The organism is Vibrio sp. VB16 (assembly GCF_015594925.2).
Classification (GTDB): Bacteria; Pseudomonadota; Gammaproteobacteria; order Enterobacterales; family Vibrionaceae; genus Vibrio.
Map to the genome: position 1 here is coordinate 2,715,722 of NZ_CP087590.1, position 19,199 is coordinate 2,734,920.

General features: G+C 42.5%; 16 protein-coding genes. 5 read left to right on the forward strand and 11 right to left on the reverse strand.

From position 1 onward, the window contains the following. Nucleotides 1-102: 102 nt before the first annotated feature. The 6 genes from IUZ65_RS12310 to IUZ65_RS12335 form a co-directional block, all read right to left on the reverse strand. Nucleotides 103-582: a GNAT family N-acetyltransferase gene (locus IUZ65_RS12310; protein WP_195704013.1), complete on the reverse strand. Its 480-nt coding sequence runs from the start codon at nt 580-582 to the stop codon at nt 103-105. A gap of 67 nt (nt 583-649) precedes the next feature. Beyond that, the gene (locus IUZ65_RS12315) at nt 650-964 is read right to left on the reverse strand and encodes a hypothetical protein (RefSeq protein ID WP_229638049.1); all 315 of its coding nucleotides are present in this window, start codon (nt 962-964) and stop codon (nt 650-652) included. A 184-nt stretch (nt 965-1,148) separates the two neighbouring features. Further along, nucleotides 1,149-2,894 (reverse strand): ABC-F family ATP-binding cassette domain-containing protein, encoded by a 1,746-nt coding sequence (locus IUZ65_RS12320; protein ID WP_195704014.1) that lies wholly within the window; start codon nt 2,892-2,894, stop codon nt 1,149-1,151. A 629-nt stretch (nt 2,895-3,523) separates the two neighbouring features. Continuing rightward, the gene (leuD, locus tag IUZ65_RS12325) at nt 3,524-4,135 is read right to left on the reverse strand and encodes a 3-isopropylmalate dehydratase small subunit (RefSeq protein WP_195704015.1); all 612 of its coding nucleotides are present in this window, start codon (nt 4,133-4,135) and stop codon (nt 3,524-3,526) included. Further along, nucleotides 4,132-5,547, reverse strand: a complete 1,416-nt coding sequence (leuC, locus tag IUZ65_RS12330; protein ID WP_195704016.1) for a 3-isopropylmalate dehydratase large subunit — start codon at nt 5,545-5,547, stop codon at nt 4,132-4,134. The genes leuD and leuC overlap by 4 nt, the downstream gene beginning before the upstream one ends. 109 nt (nt 5,548-5,656) lie before the next feature. Beyond that, nucleotides 5,657-6,580, reverse strand: coding sequence for a LysR substrate-binding domain-containing protein (locus IUZ65_RS12335; protein ID WP_195704017.1), 924 nt, complete (start codon nt 6,578-6,580; stop codon nt 5,657-5,659). Between the two features lie 147 nt (nt 6,581-6,727). On the opposite strand from IUZ65_RS12335, the gene IUZ65_RS12340 reads away from it, so the two are divergent. Both IUZ65_RS12340 and IUZ65_RS12345 read left to right on the forward strand, forming a co-directional pair. Continuing rightward, on the forward strand, nt 6,728-7,615 hold the full coding sequence (locus tag IUZ65_RS12340; protein WP_195704018.1) for an alpha/beta fold hydrolase: 888 nt from the start codon (nt 6,728-6,730) through the stop codon (nt 7,613-7,615). After that, on the forward strand, nt 7,612-8,919 hold the full coding sequence (locus IUZ65_RS12345) for an anaerobic C4-dicarboxylate transporter family protein (RefSeq protein WP_195704019.1): 1,308 nt from the start codon (nt 7,612-7,614) through the stop codon (nt 8,917-8,919). The genes IUZ65_RS12340 and IUZ65_RS12345 overlap by 4 nt, the downstream gene beginning before the upstream one ends. 424 nt (nt 8,920-9,343) lie before the next feature. Here IUZ65_RS12345 and IUZ65_RS12350 read toward each other — a convergent pair whose 3' ends face one another. The 5 genes from IUZ65_RS12350 to frdA all read right to left on the reverse strand — a co-directional run bounded on the left by IUZ65_RS12350 (nt 9,344) and on the right by frdA (nt 14,286). After that, nucleotides 9,344-10,504 carry an ADP-ribosylglycohydrolase family protein gene (locus tag IUZ65_RS12350; RefSeq protein WP_195704020.1) on the reverse strand — a complete coding sequence of 387 codons (1,161 nt, stop codon included), beginning with the start codon at nt 10,502-10,504 and terminating at the stop codon, nt 9,344-9,346. A 471-nt stretch (nt 10,505-10,975) separates the two neighbouring features. After that, nucleotides 10,976-11,338, reverse strand: a complete 363-nt coding sequence (gene frdD, locus IUZ65_RS12355; RefSeq protein WP_195704021.1) for a fumarate reductase subunit FrdD — start codon at nt 11,336-11,338, stop codon at nt 10,976-10,978. Nucleotides 11,339-11,348: 10 nt separating this feature from the next. Continuing rightward, the gene (frdC, locus tag IUZ65_RS12360; RefSeq protein WP_195704022.1) at nt 11,349-11,732 is read right to left on the reverse strand and encodes a fumarate reductase subunit FrdC; all 384 of its coding nucleotides are present in this window, start codon (nt 11,730-11,732) and stop codon (nt 11,349-11,351) included. 2 nt (nt 11,733-11,734) lie between these two features. Further along, on the reverse strand, nt 11,735-12,475 hold the full coding sequence (locus IUZ65_RS12365; RefSeq protein WP_195704023.1) for a succinate dehydrogenase/fumarate reductase iron-sulfur subunit: 741 nt from the start codon (nt 12,473-12,475) through the stop codon (nt 11,735-11,737). Then, the gene (gene frdA / locus IUZ65_RS12370; RefSeq protein ID WP_195704024.1) at nt 12,475-14,286 is read right to left on the reverse strand and encodes a fumarate reductase (quinol) flavoprotein subunit; all 1,812 of its coding nucleotides are present in this window, start codon (nt 14,284-14,286) and stop codon (nt 12,475-12,477) included. Before frdA ends, IUZ65_RS12365 begins: the two co-directional genes overlap by 1 nt. A 586-nt stretch (nt 14,287-14,872) precedes the next feature. Between frdA and IUZ65_RS12375 the strand changes: the two genes are divergently transcribed. The 3 genes from IUZ65_RS12375 (at nt 14,873) to aspA (ending at nt 19,177) form a co-directional block, all read left to right on the forward strand. After that, nucleotides 14,873-15,790, forward strand: coding sequence for a LysR family transcriptional regulator (locus IUZ65_RS12375; RefSeq protein ID WP_195704025.1), 918 nt, complete (start codon nt 14,873-14,875; stop codon nt 15,788-15,790). 414 nt (nt 15,791-16,204) lie between these two features. Next, the gene (locus tag IUZ65_RS12380) at nt 16,205-17,506 is read left to right on the forward strand and encodes an anaerobic C4-dicarboxylate transporter (RefSeq protein WP_195704026.1); all 1,302 of its coding nucleotides are present in this window, start codon (nt 16,205-16,207) and stop codon (nt 17,504-17,506) included. A 240-nt stretch (nt 17,507-17,746) separates the two neighbouring features. Next, nucleotides 17,747-19,177: an aspartate ammonia-lyase gene (gene aspA, locus IUZ65_RS12385; protein ID WP_195704027.1), complete on the forward strand. Its 1,431-nt coding sequence runs from the start codon at nt 17,747-17,749 to the stop codon at nt 19,175-19,177. Nucleotides 19,178-19,199 lie beyond the last annotated feature (22 nt).

Genomic DNA, 19,199 nt, shown 5'->3' on the forward strand with positions numbered 1-19,199 from the left:
AATGACGGTTTATATCCTAGCTAATCTCCGTTGACCCGAATTTGCTGGCTAAGCCAATCAGTTCGGGTTGAACGTCAAATCTGCCTTTAAAATGTACGTGATTCATCGCTCGTTATTCTCAATTTGTTGATTATGTATGGGTTGAATGGACAGGTGCAATTCCACCTCCCGCCCTTCAACGTATAAGCCTGTCCGTTCGAATCCGCACTTGTGATAAAATTCAATCGGGCCATTTTTAGCAGGAACAACACTTGTATAAAGGCTAGCGATACCAAATTCAGATTGCAACTCAGACGTCAACTCGCGCAATGCATTAATACCGTAGCCTTTAGATTGATGGCATTTATCAAGCATCAACCTCCAGAGTGAACACTTACCAGACTGGATATTGACATCAACGAGAATAAAGCCCACTGGTAACCCATCCACATAAATACCTCGATACCAAGGAGATTCCATGAAATTAGCTTCCGCTAAAGAAATGGCATTGCTATCAACATGATTCACCTGATCAGGTGCGACTTCTAACTGACAGATCTGATAGAAGGTATCATGAGTGATTTTTCGTAATTCTAAGTCCACTTTGCTCCCCACCTTTTTTATAGCGGTAACGCATCAAATTTAACACAATAATTTTATATTAACTTGTTCATTTTAAGCCAAAACTGCTCTTGGCATCGATTTGTAAATGTCTTTTTTTAGGCTTAATCGATGTGTGTATTGTCTCTTCAATCACTTCATACGATATCCAACATTCAGGGCAAACTAGATCGTTTACTTCAGAGCTTTCAGACTCTACACAATATTTAAGAATCACACCGTTTGAGAAGCAGTATCGCGATTCACCACATTGTACGACTACGCCCTCATCTTCGTATGATTTGTCTACATTATCGTAGCTAACCAATGTAAAATCGTTGGCTTCGCCATGTATGACAGATATGTAACTAGCTAAATTGTTCATATTATAAGCCGTTGTAGAACGAAATTTATTCTCTATATACGTTTTTAATCAGAAGTTTACATTACAAAAAGATGCGATGGTATAAGGTAAACTATTGCAACATTGTCGACTTTGGCTATCTGAACTGACCCCCAACCGTTGAATCATTCTTTTATGTCCATATGAAGGGGGTCGTTGAGTTTACTTAAATTTGGCGGCTAATCTTATCAATTTCCTCTCGCCAATGCTGTTGCAAGCTTGGCTTTTGGTGTTTGGGTCTTCGTTGCAAATCTTCATCAAGCAGTGACTCTAGCTTTATCAAATACGCCAGTAGCTGGTCTTCTCCAGATAAAACCTCATTTGAAGAAAAGGATTCTTCTGTCGTTATCGAAACACTGTTGTCCATTGGGTCTTCTGGTTGCTCTGTCATTCTCAGGTATACCTCTTCCACAGACAGGTATTCCGTGAGAATTCCATTATGAATAAGCCAGAATCGATTACAGCTTTGTTCAATTAAGCTGCGATCGTGGCTTACCAGCACCGTTGCCCCTTTAAACTGATTGAGTGTTTCAATAAGCTCCTCTTTCCCATCCATGTCTAAATGGTTGGTAGGTTCATCAAGAAATAATAAGTGATACCTTGCTAGAGTGAGTCCGATAAACAGTAATCTAGCTCTTTCTCCCCCACTGAGCGATGCGACATTCTGACCGTGTCTAGCATATTCGAAGCCCGCACTGATTAAGGCTCGTTTACTTTGCTCATTACTGATTAAAGCAAACCTGCATAGTGCGTCACTCAGCGTGTCTAAATCATCAAGTTGCTCTAACGACTGGTCGTAATAGCCTAAACGACAGCGGTCATGGAAGGTCACAGGCCACTCAGTGCTTTCTAGAGTTATTTCTGTCTGGCCTTCTTTTAGCAGGTAGAGCTGATGCAAAAGGTTTAGTAACGTGGATTTACCACAACCGTTGCTACCCAAAACAGCAATTCTGTCCCCACTTTTAATGCGTATTTCTGCCATATCAAAAAGCGTTAAATTACTTTGCGGTGGCTTGATTGTACAAGGGGCGACTTCCATTAAACGGTTCGCTGGTAAAGCGTCACCTTGAAGCTGCATGCGCCAAGGCGAGCCTTCACTAAGTTCGGTTTGTTCCTCTTCTAAGCGCTCTTTTCTGGCATACATAGTTTTGGCTTTACGAGCCAAATCTTCGTTGTCGTAAACCTTCCCCCAGACGGCTAGTCGCTTAGCGCTTTTTTCTATACGGTTGATTTCTTTTTGTTCATTAAGGTAACGAGCTTTGTCTTGATCATCTTTGTCTTTCAGCGCTTTTCTTGCTTGCGAACAAGGCAGGTCAAAATGATGAAGCGACTGATCGCGTAGAACCCACGTTATATTGGTCACGGCGTCTAGCAGGGTTTGATCGTGAGAAACCAACACGAAAGATCCCTTCCATTGTGACAGAAACTGTTCTAACCACAGGAGTGAAGGGAGATCTAAATGGTTGCTTGGTTCATCGAGCAATAATAAATCAGGTTCAGTAATGATAGCTCTGGCAAGTAGAAGTCGCATTTGCTGACCACCACTACAATTCGATACTGGCATTTGCCAATCGGATTCAGAAAAAGATAATTCGGCTAAAAGAAGCTCCGCACGCCAGTGGTCATCTTCGGCAAGTGTTTCAACCAGTGCATCAAGCACTGTTTTGGATTGCAATTCGTTTGGAATTTGCTGTTCAACATAACTTATCAGGCATTGTTTTGCCTTAGCGATATGCCCTTCACTTGGTTCATATTGCTCACTAAGCAGTTTGATCAGTGAACTTTTTCCACAGCCGTTATGACCAATAAGGCCAATTTTATTACCGCGATTTATGGCAAAAGTTAGCTCTTTGAACAGAGCTGTGGACGTGTAGGAAAGGGTTAGGGATTGTGCTGTTAAAAAAGTACTCATATTTTTTCTCAAGAATTTGGGGCATAAAGCCTCACTGTCAGGGTTGACAATAATTCTTCGAGCTTGAGGGAAAGTACTCGGTTGACGTTATTCGCCGAAGGTGATTATTCGCTCAAGTCGAGATTATCGCAACGCGATATCAATAACTCTTGAGCGAGCCTTCATGCCAAATAAGCGTGGGTTGATCGAACACCACAATGACATAATTTCCTCCTTAGTTTAGTTGTGAAAATGTAACCACTTTCGATTATTCAATAACGCGCATTTTATCGCCGCTTTGAACATTGTAAAGAGATTTAGATCAGAAAATACATACTTACTTCGCAGTTTAGTGATGGCCTATTGGAGGACATACACATTATATTTTTGCATACCCCATTTGTTTTGTAGCTCACTTTTGGAGAAAAACAATTTAGAGGCTTACGATGAATACAAACTTGTTGGATATGGCTCGAAACAGAGGGGGATAGATCTCTTTCATATATACTCATCTAGTTGGTACTGCCATAACATTGGTTAACTTGACAGTACCCATGCAATAGTCCTCTTTAATCTTTAGTGCCACATTGATGAAACTTGCAATAGCACTAAAGATTACCTGTACCTAAGATGAAACGATAAACCGATTTTTAGTCTGCAAGCCATGGATTAGTTGATAGGTGTTGTTTTTCGAATGCGTGAATTAATGTGCTTTTATCGAGCGTACTACCAATAATATCCAACCCTTTAATCAAGGTCTCTTTCTTGAGAGGGTCAATCTCAAAATCGATGCAACTTCCGTTATCAAGCAGTATCGTTTGTTGGGGAAGATTAATGGTAACGGTATTAATGTTGGCATCGGATACTGTTTTTCCAATCAGGTCGCGTTCAGCATTGCTAATGGAGATCAGCAAAACACCATTACGTTGACAGTTATCATAAAATATCCCAGCAAAAGTTGTGCCTATGATGGCCTTGATACCAAGCTGTTGTAATCCCCATACAGCGTATTCTCGACTAGAGCCACAGCCAAAATTATCGCCAACCACCAGAAAGGAAGAATTTACCCATTCGGGCTTGTTTAGGATGAAGTCAGGATTCGGTGAACCATCATACAAAAAGCGTTGATCGAATAGGACACCTTCGGCCAAGCCATCCCTGTCTATGCGTTTTAGAAACTGCTTTGGCATGATGACATCGGTATCTACATTATTCGCTAAATAAGGCGCCGCAATGCCGGTTTTGATATCAAATGGTTTCATTGGCTTCTCCTCTCGTTCTCTCTTATATCGACAATATGACCCGCGATAGCCGCGGCCGCAACCATGACAGGGCTCATTAGGTGGGTGCGAGCACCTGCACCTTGTCTTCCTTCAAAGTTTCGATTTGTACTGGAGGCACATCGGTCTCCGGGCTTCAATATGTCATCATTCATTGCAAGACACATGGAGCAACCAGACTGTCTCCATTCAAAGCCAGCAGCTACCAATATATCGGCAATGCCTTCTTCTTCTGCTTGGGTTCGAACCGGGGTGGAACCGGGAACTATCATTGCTCTTACATGGGGTGCGACGGTTTTTCCTTTAACTAAATCCGCCACTTCACGTAGATCCTCAATACGTGCGTTTGTACACGATCCTATAAACGCGTGGGTAATATTAAGACCTTTGAGAGATTTAACGGATGATAATCCCATGTAGTCAAGTGAACGCTGGTTTGCGCTGACATCAGAGAAGCGGCTTTTAGTCGGGATTAGTTGAGAAATTGCGATAGCTTGATCTGGGCTGGTTCCCCAACTAACCATGGGCTCAAGTGAACTGATGTCTAGTTCTACTTCGGCATCAAAAATGGCATCATTGTCAGATTTCAAAGCTGCCCAACTCTCTATTGCGAGCTCCCAAAGTAAGCCTTGAGGAGCTCTTTGTTTGTCTTTAAGGTAAGCGAACACTTTTTTATCAGGCGCCATAAACGCGCCGCGGGCACCGGCCTCTACCGCCATATTACATATAGTCATTCTTGCTTCAATGCTTAATTCCCATATGGCATTACCTGTAAACTCTATGGCGTAGCCAGTCGCACCTGATGCGCCGATTCTCTCAACAACGGCCATCACAATATCTTTCGAGGTGAGATATGGTTTAAGTGAACCTGTGATGGTGACACGCATAGTTTTTAACTTTTTGTATATTAGTGTCTGAGTAGCAAGAAGATGCTCTATTTCAGAGGTGCCAATACCAAAGCCAAAAGCGCCCAGTGCGCCGTAAGTTGTGGTGTGGCTATCTCCGGAACCTATCACCATTCCTGGTAAGATCAGTCCTTGCTCTGGTGCAACAACGTGTTCTACCCCTTGCCTAGGGTCAAGAATATCAAACAGTTCAATAGCAAAGTCTTCGCAGTTTTCTCTTAGATAATTGACTTGATCTTGCCCGCCTTGATCTGGCATAGCCGCGATACGATTAGGTTCAGTAGGGTTAACATGGTCGACAACCGCTAAATGGGTGTTGGGTCGCCAGACGGGTCTATTTGCTTTACGAAGTCCACTAAATGCCTGAGGGCTGGTGTATTCATTTAATACTTGTTTGTCGATGTAGAGTAGAACGTGCCCTATATCATCAAGGGTGCAGACAGTATGAGATTCAATAAACTTCTCATAAAGGGTTTTAGCAGATGTCATAGCATACTCACATTTCTAGATATGGGGATAATGTGAACAGCTTAATATCTTTTATCCGTGTTTCAATATGCTAAATGTGTTGAATTAAGTCACGAATCGTAAATAATCCTCAGCGATATGTGCCATTAAAGTACTCTTGCAGCATTTCAACACACACTCTCAGTTTGGCTGAATGAGATAACCTCGTTGAGTATACGGCCCAAACATTGGCACTCTGAAAATAGTCTGGCAATACTCTGATTAACTCACCACTTTCAAGTAATTTTTCAACATCCCACATCGAACGTAACATTATGCCACGGCCGTTAAGTGCCCATTGCATGACGATTTCACCGTTATTGGACGATAGCTGACCATTTATTTTTACTAACGAGCTACCATTTTGACTCGACAACTGCCAAATACCAAATGGTGTATTACGTTCTTTTATCACAAGGCAGTCATGCTGTGACAAGTCATCAAGTGTGGTAAGGGGGGAGTGCATGTCTAAGTAGTCAGGGCTAGCACATAAAACACGCTGATTTTGTAGGAGTGGTTTACAAATATGTTGTTGAGGTAGGTCATCTCCTACTCTAATTTCAATATCAAAGCCTTCTTCTACAATATCTACAGCACGATCAAATACCTCTAATCGTATCTCTAATTCAGGAAAGCGAACAGAAAGTTTTGATAGTGCTTTTGCCACATGGTTTCTTCCAAAACCGAAGCTACTGCAGATATACAAGGTACCACGAGCGGTTTTACTTACCTCAGACAGATCATCTACAAAATCATCCATATCACCGATAATTCGATTAGCCCATTTCTGAGCGTGGTGACCATCCTCTGTTAAAGCGATTTTTCTGGTTGTCCTATGAAATAACTTTGTACCTAAGGTCTTTTCCAAGATTTGGATACGCTTGCTAACATACGCTGGTGATTGGCCCAATTCTTCAGAAGCTGCAACAAAACTTTCTTTACGAATCACTGTTAAAAAGACATATAAATCCTCTGGTAAAGGAAATTGTTTACGATTCGTGTTTAATGACATCATAGTCTATCTATTTATCCTTTATGATAGCAGGGTTAAATTGAGGTTATTGCGGGGACTAAAAAATACTATAACCTTTACCACTTCTAAATAATTTGTCCCTACCAGCTAATTTCAAATTAAACCCTATTATATTAGGAGTACAAGTTTATGTTTACGGGATTTAAAGCGGCTAAATTGTATGTCAACGGAGTTGACATACATTATAGAATTGGTGGACAAGGGCCTGCACTATTATTAGTTCACGGCCATCCTCAAACACATGTTATTTGGCACAAGGTAGCTGAACAACTGGTTAAGAATTTTACCGTAGTTGCTGCGGATATACGAGGTTATGGCGATAGTGATAAGCCATTAAGTGACGAACAACACCTAACCTATTCAAAGCGTGTCATGGGACTTGATTTAGTTGAATTGATGCAAGAACTTGGCTTTAATCAGTTCTCCATATTGGCTCATGACCGAGGGGCTAGAGTCGCGCATCGTTTAGCTTTAGATCATAGCGAACGTGTAGATAAAATGATGTTGCTTGATATTGCACCAACACTGTCTATGTACCAACAAACCAACCAAGATTTTGCTAGAGCCTACTGGCACTGGTTCTTCCTCATTCGTCCCGCTCCATTACCTGAATCACTCATTGAGTCTGACCCTGAACTTTATTTAAAAAGTGTTATTGGCGCACGTAGCGCAGGGATGACACCATTTACAGAAGAAGCGATTGCAGAGTATCTTCGCTGCCTGAAATTGGATGGTGCGGGAAGAGGAATATGTGAAGATTATCGTGCTGCGGCAACGATTGACTTGGTTCATGATCAAGAAGATATTGATGCTGGCAATAAAATCCGATGTCCATTAAAGGTCTTTTGGGGAGAGAACGGTACCGTAGGGAAGGTGTTTAACCCTTTAGCTGAATGGCAAAAAGTAGCTACAGATGTTTCTGGTAAAGCATTACCATCGGGGCATTATATTCCCGAAGATATTCCTGAACTTCTATTAGAAGAAGTCAGCCATTTTTTCAAGGGGATTGAACTATGATTTATGTACACCTTTTGCTACTTGTAGCCGTCGTAATAGTCGCAGCAAGATTAGGTGGTATCGGTGTTGGTTTGGCTGGTGGCGTTGGGATGGTGATAGCTGTATTTGGATTTGGATTGACCCCTGGGAAAATGCCAATTTCAGTATTACTAATCATCATGTCCGTTATTCTTGCTCTAGCTGTAATGCAGCGTGCTGGTGGGCTTGATTATATGGTTCGCGTGGCTGAGCGTCTTCTTAGGAATAACCCTAAGTACATTGGTATCTTAGCGCCCTTGTGTACGTTCGTTTTGACTGTTCTATCAGGCACTCAGTACACCACACTTTCTATTTTGAATGTTATCCAACAAGTAGCAAAATCTACCAATGTAAGGCCGAGTCAGCCTCTAACCGCTTCGGTTGTTGCTTGTCATATTGCGATCACGGCATCTCCAATCTCTGCTGCAACTGCTGCTTTGTGGGTCGTAGTCGAGCAAATGGGGGTTGAATTTGGCAACCTATTAGCGGTTATTATACCTACAGGATTTGTCGCCGCCTCAGTGGCTACTTTTGTTGCGGTAAGGCAAGGTTGCGATCTTCTGGACGATCCTATCTACAAGCAGCGTTTAGAACAAGGCGTTATTAACAAAGCAGAATTTGCGGATCGTATCTTAGAAGAAGATCCTGCTGCGAAGCGTTCAGTACTTCTCTTTCTTGCATCAGTTGTATTTATTGTCGTCATGTTGATGTTCAAAAAAGTACTTGGGCACGGACTGGGTTCGCGTGACCTTATCGTTATAACTATGTTTTCGACAGCCTTGTTAACCACATTTGTCTGTCATGTTGATCTGAAAACGATTAAGAAGGCGAGTGTCTTTTCCGATGGCGCTGAGTCGCTGATAGTCATCCTTGGTATTGCATGGTTTAGTGGCACCATTATTGGTGCCCATATCCCTGAAATCAAAGCACAAGCAGGGATTCTGCTAGAGGCTTATCCATTATTACTCGCGTTTATTTTCTGGATCACCAGTGCAATGCTGTTTAGCCATGGTGCCGCAACTGCGCTTCTGGTTCCTATTGCAGGAAGCATGGGGATTCCACCCGAATATATTGTTGGTAGCTTTGTTGCGATGAGTGCGATGTATATCACTAACATCTATCCAACCTCGGCATTTGCGATTTCTACAGACGATACAGGGTCATTTGAAAGTAGCCGTTGGAATGGGTCAAAGTTCTTTAATCACCCATTTATCATCCCAGGGTTGTCGGGTGTTATCGTAGCAGTCCCAATAGGTTTCTTGCTGGCTAATCTATTTATTGCCTAATAATTGTATTGAGTAAGCGGGTTTTGGTTAGTTAAAATGATATAAACACAAGACTAGTATCGTCTTGTGTTTTTTTACTGTTAACTTAACTAAATTGAATTGCAACGCTCTGTTCCAGTCAGACTGGGCACTCAATTAAGCGATATTTTTCTTTTTAAAGGTGACTGGGCTTAGATACCAAAGAGCGATGATAAATACTCAACTTTTGCTCATAACTGGGCGTTTTCGTATATCACTTGCTACGAACCTAATATCAAGAAAAGTGGGAGAAGTTAAAATGAGACCTCTCCATCACAAGTCTCGTTGCCACACAATGGGCCAATTTCGAGCTACAATCACAACCAATTTAATTACTTCATTAGGCATGAATAGATTCCTTTTGCCTACCTGAAAATCAAAGAAACATGCCTCCCCTTTAGATTAATTATGAGTCGAACAACGCGTCTAGAAGTTCATTTACCTCTTGTCTCTGTGTAAGGTTTTCAATCCATTCCAGCGGAATGCCCGTTTCTCCACCGATACCATTAGTAGCACCAAGAACCGCGCCCAAGAAAACAGCACGACCACAAGAATCTCCTCCAGCGTAAATGTTTTTTTGAATCGCTTCGCGGTACGACCCCGAGGAAATCAGATTATGAATAACACTAGGGAAACCATAAGCTAGATGGCAACTCATACCAAACTGTGAAGTGACCGCTGTAGTGGTTTCATTCTTAACAGATAAGACTTCATCGATAAGCTCAATCACAATGGGATCCGCGTTTTTGCGGCCGTTGGCAATCGCAGTTAATGGATCGCCATTGTGGATTGCCGCCTCAATAATAGAGGCCGTAACATGACCAAATAATACCGCTAGATCGTTGTCATTAGTAACACGTACAGCGGATTCTACAACGTCATGCAACATACCATTCTCAGCATACACAGAGACTAACGCAGGTAATTTGGAGATAGCAGGCAGTTGTTCATCATCAGCACCATGGTGACCAGATAGCTTTTCCAGTTCGGAGACAATGTTCATTGCGTAAGCAACCATACTGTCGTCATCATTCGTCTGCCTGACCGCTTCCTCTACTTTTTGTCGAAGTTCTTCACCTTTGGCCTGCTTGATGTTGGCAAGGACTTTGGTGATCATCATGTGCTGCGTGTTGTCGTCCCCCTCAAATGGGATCGCTTTGGCGCGCTTGAGTGCGGCATTTTCTGCTCTGGTAATATTGTCTAGCGTGTCACGTGTTGGATGGTCGATGTAACCAACGTATTTTCCACCATATCCAAAATGCTCGCGAAAAGCATTCTCATATTGTGTTTTGTCGTAACGCCCTCCATTCGCGACAAGCGAACGCATCAGTACCAGAGCTTGTTCACCATACTGTGAAAGGTCACCAACTCGTTTACTTCCATGAGCATAAAAACCAGGCACGTTATCATAGTCACTCATTGTCGGAGGATGGAATTCAGGGGAATCTGGTGCGATCTCGCGGATTCGCTCTTGATCATATAGCCAATGAAAGCCAACGGAAGCCGCATCAGCAACTAATGTCCCCAAAATGGTACTTCGTAAGCGATTTTTGTTATCTTTGTGCACAACAGTCTCTCCCTCTATTCATGCTTATCGGTTAGAGCATATTTTATCTCACACGTTGAGAATGTCCGAATTGCCGCTAATTTAGCTTAGACACAAACCGTAACCTACAGCAAGTTTTGAGGGTTATATTGGTAAGAACAAAACATATCTAAACGATGAATCTTTGAAAACTCATCAATGTGTACTTCCGTACACATTTAAATCAGGGTCTCTATACCAATAGAAACCCTAGTGCCCAACGTTAAAGATAGTCAGTGAGTATTACGTGATTTTTGCAGGAAGAGCTTGCTTATATCTATGGTCAAATAACAAAATAGTCGCTGCCTAACACCGCGTTACTCGTTGCTATTCTCGGCTAAGGTTGCTACTCGTTTTTGGCTTTTCACACTAGGAATAGTGTGTTGAGGGTGACGCCGTTTGCCAGCCTTAACTAACACATTACAGATTGTCAGTTAAGGCATGAAGGCACGGTTAGATCATGAAGACGAGTACAATAGACAGTACGGTAATAGAGCTTGCAATCGAATAGCAAACAACTTTACCAATCACACCAGTGTGCAGTTTCAGGTCATGCATACCGTGGTGAACACGGTGCATGGCATGCCACATTGGAAGGGCCAGCGTTCCGATGATAAAGAGAGCGCCAATAAAGCTGGTTGCAAAATCGGCAACGCGCTCATAGCTCATCGCCTCTGCATCAATAATACCGAGGGGCGCAAGGATACCTATCACCAATACGGTAATGGGGGTGATCATGGCAAACCAGGTACCGCCGGCACCAAATAGACCCCACCATACGGGCTCGTCTGAACGTTTTGGATGTTTATTAACCACAATGAGCTCCTTATACGATGATGAGTACGATTAATGAGATAGCAGCAACGGCAGCCCACTGGCCAAGCACAATGATCTTCGTGTCCACGAGTTTGCCTTTCAATCGAATCGGCATGACTTGTGGGAACATCGTAAAGAATGTGTGTGCGTGGTACAGGCTCCCGGCTAACGAGACGATATTGATCGCCACGACAACAGGGTTTGCCATAAAGGTTAGCCAAGCGTCCCATGATTCGGGGCCCTTAACTAAGCTGCCTAGCCCGAAAGTTAGGCACAGTGTGAAAAATATAATGGGTAATACAGTCGCTTCACGGATCATGTACATGCGGTAGAAATTGCTCTTCTGCCACCATGTTGCTTTCATTTCGCGAACGTAAGGTTTACGGTTACTCATCCTTAGTTCTCCTGAGGTTTAAGCATAGCAATCACAAAGTCTTTAGAAGACTCAACTTTACCTTGGTTTACCGCCGCGGCAGGATCAACACTCTTCGGACAGACATCAGAGCAGAAGCCGACAAACGTACAGCCCCACACGCCATTGTCACCGTTAAGCAGTTCCATGCGCTCTTCTTTACCATTGTCACGGCTATCTAGGTTGTAGCGATGAGCAAGTGCGATGGCCGCAGGGCCAAGGAACTCTGGATTCAGACCAAACTGAGGACAGGCGGCGTAACAAAGGCCACAGTTGATACAAGCAGCAAACTGCTTATATTTTGCCATTTGCTGTGGTGTTTGGTTGTTTGGACCATCTTCCGGTGTGCGGTCATTACCGATAATATAAGGCTTAAGTGCTTCAAGACGTTCGATGAACGGCGTCATGTCGACGATTAAGTCTTTCTCGATAGGGAAGTTGGCTAACGGCTCAATCAAAAGGCCATCAGGGTAATCACGTAAGAACGTTTTGCAGGCCAGCTTAGGATAGTTGTTCACCATCATGCCACATGAGCCACAGATAGCCATACGACAAGACCAGCGATAGGACAGGTCTTTATCTAGGTTATCTTTGATGTAACCCAGTGCGTCAAGCACGGACATTGTGTCATCGAAAGGAACTTCGAAGGTTTGTTTATAAGGCTCGGCGTCTTTTTCTGGATCGTAACGCAGAATATCGACTTTTTGAATTCTAGTACCCGTCATTACTTCTGCTCCTCTGCGGCTTGTGCGTCTGCGGCTTCTTTCGCCGCCGCTTCTTCTGCTGCTGCCCCATACAGGCGAGCTTTAGGTTGAGATTTCGTGATAGTAACATCACTGTATTCAATCGTTGGTGCGCGTCCTTCGTTGAAGAGCGCCAGTGAGTGTTTCAAGTAGTTCACATCATCACGTTCGGTACAGCCTTCATCTAAACGTTGATGCGCCCCGCGAGATTCACGACGAAGAATAGCCGAGTGAGCCATTGCTTCTGCCACTTCAAGGCCATAACCAATCTCAATGGCATAAAGAAGATCGGTGTTGAACACCTTTCCTCGGTCTTTAATGCTGATTTTCTTATAACGCTCTTTCAGCTCGGTCAGCTTATTCATGGTCTCTTGAATGAGGTCTTCGCGGCGGTAAATACCACAGCCCGCTTCCATAGAGTGGCCCATTTCTGTTCGAATGGTCGACCAGCTTTCATCGCCTTCTTGGTCCATCAAGCCTTGGATACGTGCTTCGACCGCTTTCACTTGTTTTTCAATCGCGTCGTCGTTCCAGCCGGTAAACGTTTCCGCGCGTTTCACCGCACTTTCGCCCGCCACGCGACCAAATACCACGAACTCCGCCAGCGAGTTTGAGCCTAAGCGGTTTGCACCATGTAGACCAGAAGAGGCACATTCACCCACGGCGAAGAGACCTTTGATTTTCGTTTCGCAACTCGGATCGGTTTCAATCCCACCCATGGTGTAGTGAACCGTTGGACGAATTGGGATCGGCTCTTTTGCCGGATCGACGTTAACATACGCCTTCGACAGCTCACAAATAAACGGCAGACGCTCTTGAAGGTATTCTTCACCTAAGTGTCTCAGGTCTAGATGCACCACATCGCCAAGGGGATGGTCGATGGTGTTGCCTTTTTGCTGCTCGTGCCAAAACGCTTGAGAAACTTTGTCTCGAGGACCCAATTCCATATATTTGTTTTTCGGCTCTCCAACCGGGGTTTCCGGTCCCATGCCGTAATCTTGCAGATAACGGTAGCCATTTTTGTTGACGATGATGCCGCCTTCGCCACGACAACCTTCGGTCATCAAGATACCTGTACCAGGAAGGCCGGTTGGGTGATATTGAACAAATTCCATATCACGCAAAGGAACACCGTGGCGATACGCTAATGCCATACCGTCGCCGGTAACAATGCCGCCGTTGGTGTTGGTGTTATAAACCCGTCCCGCGCCACCTGTCGCCAGTACAACAGACTTCGCTTTAATCGTAACAAGCTCGCCTTCGGACATGTGAATCGCAACCAGACCCTGAATCTCGTCGTTTTCAACCAGTAGGTCAACCACGAAGTACTCATCAAAGCGTTTGATTTGATTGTACTTGATAGAGGTTTGGAAAAGCGTATGCAACATATGGAAGCCCGTTTTATCGGCGGCAAACCATGTGCGTTCTACTTTCATTCCGCCAAAGCGACGGACGTTCACTTCACCGTTTTCTTTCCGGCTCCATGGACAACCCCATTGCTCCATTTGGATCATTTCTTTTGTTGCGTTTTCAACAAAATATTCAACGACATTCTGTTCACATAACCAGTCACCACCACCAACCGTATCGTTGAAGTGGTTATCAAGTGAATCTTCATCTTTGATGACGGCGGCAGAGCCACCTTCAGCGGCGACAGTATGTGAACGCATTGGGTAGACTTTAGAAATCAGGGCTACTTCTAGCTCAGGATTTGCTTCAGCCGCTGCGATTGCAGTTCGAAGACCAGCGCCACCGGCGCCGATCACTGCGATATCTGTGGTAATTATTTGCACAGTTATCCTCCAGGGGTAATTGAAAATATTAGAAATAAAAATAGATATTGAACCGCATATTAACTGTGGTAATAGTTCAATATCTATTGTCACTAATAATAACCAAGCGAAAATGCATTATTTTCCCTGCGATTCTAATATTTTATATTCACGGAGAATATAAAATATTAGAATCGCAGGGAAAATTAATCTTGACTATAAACCTTATAAATATCATGTCTAAATTTAAATGAGTCATATTTATTCGTCCACAATAAACATGTGTGTTTACCTTGTAAAATGCCAATATCAATAAGCTTTATGTTTAAAATGCATGAAAAAAATTGCAATACTGTGATCTAACTTATAGACGAGATGAGAAAAAGTGATATGGTGCGCCCAGAAAGGCATTGACCAAGCATAAAATACTACTATATTAGTACATGGCAACATTAAAACTTGATTCTCATGCCGTATGCGTATAGCTAACCCTTGCTACGGCCAACAATTAATGTTTTCATATATGTCATTCATTCGCACACTGAATCTTTTGTTAGCAAGGATATGCTTAGGCAAGGTTCTTCTATACCAGTTTTAGGAGCTACAAATGAATAATATTGAAACGAAGTGGCTGCGTGATTTTATTATGCTTGCCGAATTGGGCAGTTTTTCTCACGCCGCATCTGCACGAAACATTACTCAACCTGCCTTTAGCCGCCGTATCAAATCATTGGAATCCGAGCTAAACCTGCTTCTCATTGATAGAACCAAAACGCCTATCGAACTGACAACATCAGGTAAGCAATTCAAAACAACCGCTGAGTCAATTCTGTATCAATTAGACGAAGAGATCGATCGCTTAACCGGCAGCTCAGTACAAGGGCGACACACCGTGAGATTGAGCGCAGCCCATTCTATTGCCATCGGTATACTTCCTCAGATACACGAAGGAATATTTAATCCAAAGCTTAATACTAATCTGTCTATCGTTGCCAATGAGGTTGACACTTCAATCGAGCAACTCATTGATGGGAAAAGCGATTTTCTCTTTTCCTTCTACGATGATAGATTACAAGTGGCCCCCTACCGCTCTATTTATTTGGGCCGTAGCTATTTATATTGTGTCTCCGGCGTTGATGACCAAGGTAAGCCTTTATTCGACTTAAACCGAGATTCAAATATACCGAGTCTAGATTACACGCCCGAAAGCTATATGGGTCGAGCATTGAAAAGAGCACACAGTTCCCTTACAAATAACACCATATCCACCTCATCGATGAGCGACTTGAATAAAGAGTTTGTCATACAGGGCAAGGGAATCAGTTGGCTTCCGGATTACACTATTCGCGACGAATTGGCCTCAGGAAAACTTGTTATTCTCAGCGAAAAGCAACCCGTCCCTCTCGACCTCTACGTTTACAGGTACGTTTCAAAGCTTCACCCATCATGTGAAGCGATATGGAACCAACTTATAAAAATAAGCCCCATAAAAGAATTGCACGGTTTCGATACAAAATCGGCATAGTGGTGTCGCTTTATTGTTCTGGATCAAATCTAACAGTAGAGTACTTACACTATGCATCAGTCTGATAAAGAGAAATGCATCACATTTATAAAGGTTTAGGTGATGCTATTTTATTATACGACTGTCAAATGAAACATTTCTCAAAATGACTTTCTATTAGTACTCTATAAATCAATTGTTAGATTGTTAATACTTTTCCATTTAAATACGAATAAAGTATTCAAGAAATAAAAAATCATTATTAAGTAATTTAAATTATTGCTACGGCACGGCTATGCCTAAATAAAATATAACTATTTATTTTACAAAAAAATAACATAGTAACCTATTTGTGATAATCAACAGCGAGCCGTGTTTAGGTACACCCCTTTTTTTACACATTTTAAATTTAACTTTTACATCAAGGAAAAAAATATGATAGTTGTCGAATTACTAGTCGTACTGCTCTTTATATTCTTGGGCGCAAGAATAGGCGGAATAGGCATCGGTTTAGCAGGTGGTGCTGGCGTTATCGCATTAACCATGTTTATGGGTGTCGATGCGGGTAACATTCCTGTTGACGTTATTCTTATTATTATGTCCGTTATTACTGCCATTGCTGCGATGCAAGTGGCTGGTGGTATGGATTGGTTGGTTGATCTTGCAGAGCAGTTTCTTCGTAAAAACCCGAAACGCATTACCTTTTACGCACCTATCGTAACCTATTTCATGACGTTACTTGCTGGTACAGGTCATACGGCTTTTTCTACTCTTCCAGTTATTGCAGAAGTGGCAAAAGAACAAGGTATCCGTCCTTCTAGACCACTGTCTATTGCAGTGGTTGCTTCTCAGATAGCAATCACGGCCTCGCCAATTTCAGCCGCTGTTGTGTTCTTCTCTGGCATCCTAGAGCCTTTAGGTGTGGATTACTTAACTCTACTTGCCGTTTGTATACCTACAACTTTCACCGCTTGTATGGTTGGTGCTTTTGTTGCAAACCTAATGGGTGGCGAACTAAAGGACGATCCAGTTTATCAAGATCGTTTAGCTAAAGGACTTATTAAAATACAAGGCGCAACACAGCGCACTATTTTACCGACAGCAAAAACGTCTGTGTACATTTTCCTTATCGCCATTGTTGCTGTGGTTTCTTACGCAACAATGATAAGTGGTACTGTTGGTCTAATCGAGAACCCAACCATCGGACGTAACGACGCAATCATGGCGATTATGTTAACGGCGGCAACGGGCATCGTCATGCTAACTAAGATCGACGCGTCAAAAATCGCAAACGCCGCAACGTTTAAATCTGGTATGAGCGCATGTGTTTGTGTACTCGGTGTTGCTTGGTTGGGTGATACTTTCGTTTCTAGTCACATTAGCGAAATCAAAGAATTCTCTGCACAAATCCTTGAGCAATATCCGTGGATGCTAGCCATTACTCTGTTCTTTGCTTCTATGCTTCTTTATTCTCAGGGCGCAACAACAACCGCATTAATGCCAGCTGCATTAGCAATCGGTGTTGCACCATTAACAGCTGTCGCCTCTTTTGCCGCGGTAAGTGCTTTATTTGTACTACCAACCTACCCAACATTGTTGGCGGCGGTAGAAATGGATGATACTGGTTCAACGCGTATCGGTAACTATGTATTCAACCACCCGTTCTTCATTCCTGGTGTTGTAACGATTACGACAGCTGTTGCGCTAGGCTTCGCATTTGGTGGCATCTTAATCTAGTTTTCTATAGCAATAAAAAGGGAGCCTAGCTCCCTTCTTTTTCTTTTTTATTTTTTATTTTTTCTTTCTTTTTTTTAAAGTGACGACTTCTGAGAAGCATTTTCAAATATATCTGTTACTCAAGTCCCATAATTATAGCTATGCCAAAACTGCATCTAAAATTACTTTTTGGCATTGTACTTGAAACAAAATAACATTCATTATTCTTGCATTACTTAACTCTTATTAAAGGTAGCCGTCATGGTTAACGATTCAAATAAATTTCGCATCGAAGAAGACCTATTGGGAACATTGGAAGTTCCAGCAGCAGCGTATTATGGAATACACTCACTTCGTGCAAAAAACAATTTCTCTATTTCGTCAATGACGATATCTGACGCACCAGAACTTGTCAGAGGTATGATCTATACTAAGAAGGCAGCAGCTCAAGCAAATATTGAGCTTGGCACCATCCCATCGGATGTAGGCGAATATATTGTTAAAGCATGTGACTTAATTCTAGATACCGGAAAATGCATGGACCAGTTCGTCTCTGATGTATATCAGGGTGGTGCTGGCACCTCTGTAAATATGAATGCAAATGAAGTTGTTGCTAACGTTGCACTAGAACTCAAAGGTCATGAAAAAGGCGATTACAACGTTATCAATCCTAATGATCATGTGAACAAGAGTCAGTCTACAAATTGTGCTTATCCTACCGGATTCCGAGTTGCGGTATACAACAGCATTATGAAACTAATTACCTCTGTTGAACATCTTAAAGTGTCTTTTGATGCCAAGAGTGAAGAGCACAGAGACACATTAAAAATGGGTCGAACTCAGCTTCAAGATGCGGTACCAATGACGGTAGGTCAAGAGTTTGGCGCTTATAGCATCCTTCTTAAAGAAGAGATTAAAAACCTAAAATATGCGGCAAATCTCCTTCTAGAAGTTAACCTAGGCGCAACCGCTATCGGTACTGGTCTAAATGCTGCACAAGGGTATCAAGAGCTAGCTGTTAAATATCTTGCACAAGCGACGGGACTTGCCTGCGTACCATCTGAAGATCTAATCGAAGCAACATCTGACTGTGGTGCCTATGTTACAGTGCACGGCGCATTTAAGCGTTTAGCCGTGAAATTATCAAAAGTTTGTAACGACCTCCGTCTATTATCTTCAGGACCACGTTCAGGCCTTAATGAAATAAACCTTCCTGAAATGCAGGCTGGTTCTTCTATTATGCCTGCAAAAGTAAACCCGGTCATTCCAGAGGTTGTCAATCAGGTCTGTTTTAAAGTCATTGGTAACGATACAACGGTTACGTTTGCAGCAGAAGCTGGGCAGTTACAATTAAATGTAATGGAACCCGTCATTGGTCAGGCTATTTTTGAATCTATCAGCTTATTAAGTAATGCATGTATTAATTTAGCAGACAAGTGTATCGATGGAATTACTGTAAATAAGACAGTTTGCGAAGATTATGTATTTAACTCAATTGGGATTGTGACCTATTTAAATCCTCTCATTGGTCATCATGAAGGTGATATTGTGGGCAAAATATGTGCAGAGACAGGAAAAAGTGTTAAACAAGTTGTCCTTGAAAGAGGCCTGTTATCTGAAGAACACGTAAATGCTATTTTTTCCGCTAAGAACTTAATGAATCCTGAGTATAACGCGGAACTATTTAACTAATACCAAATTAAATAAACTTAAG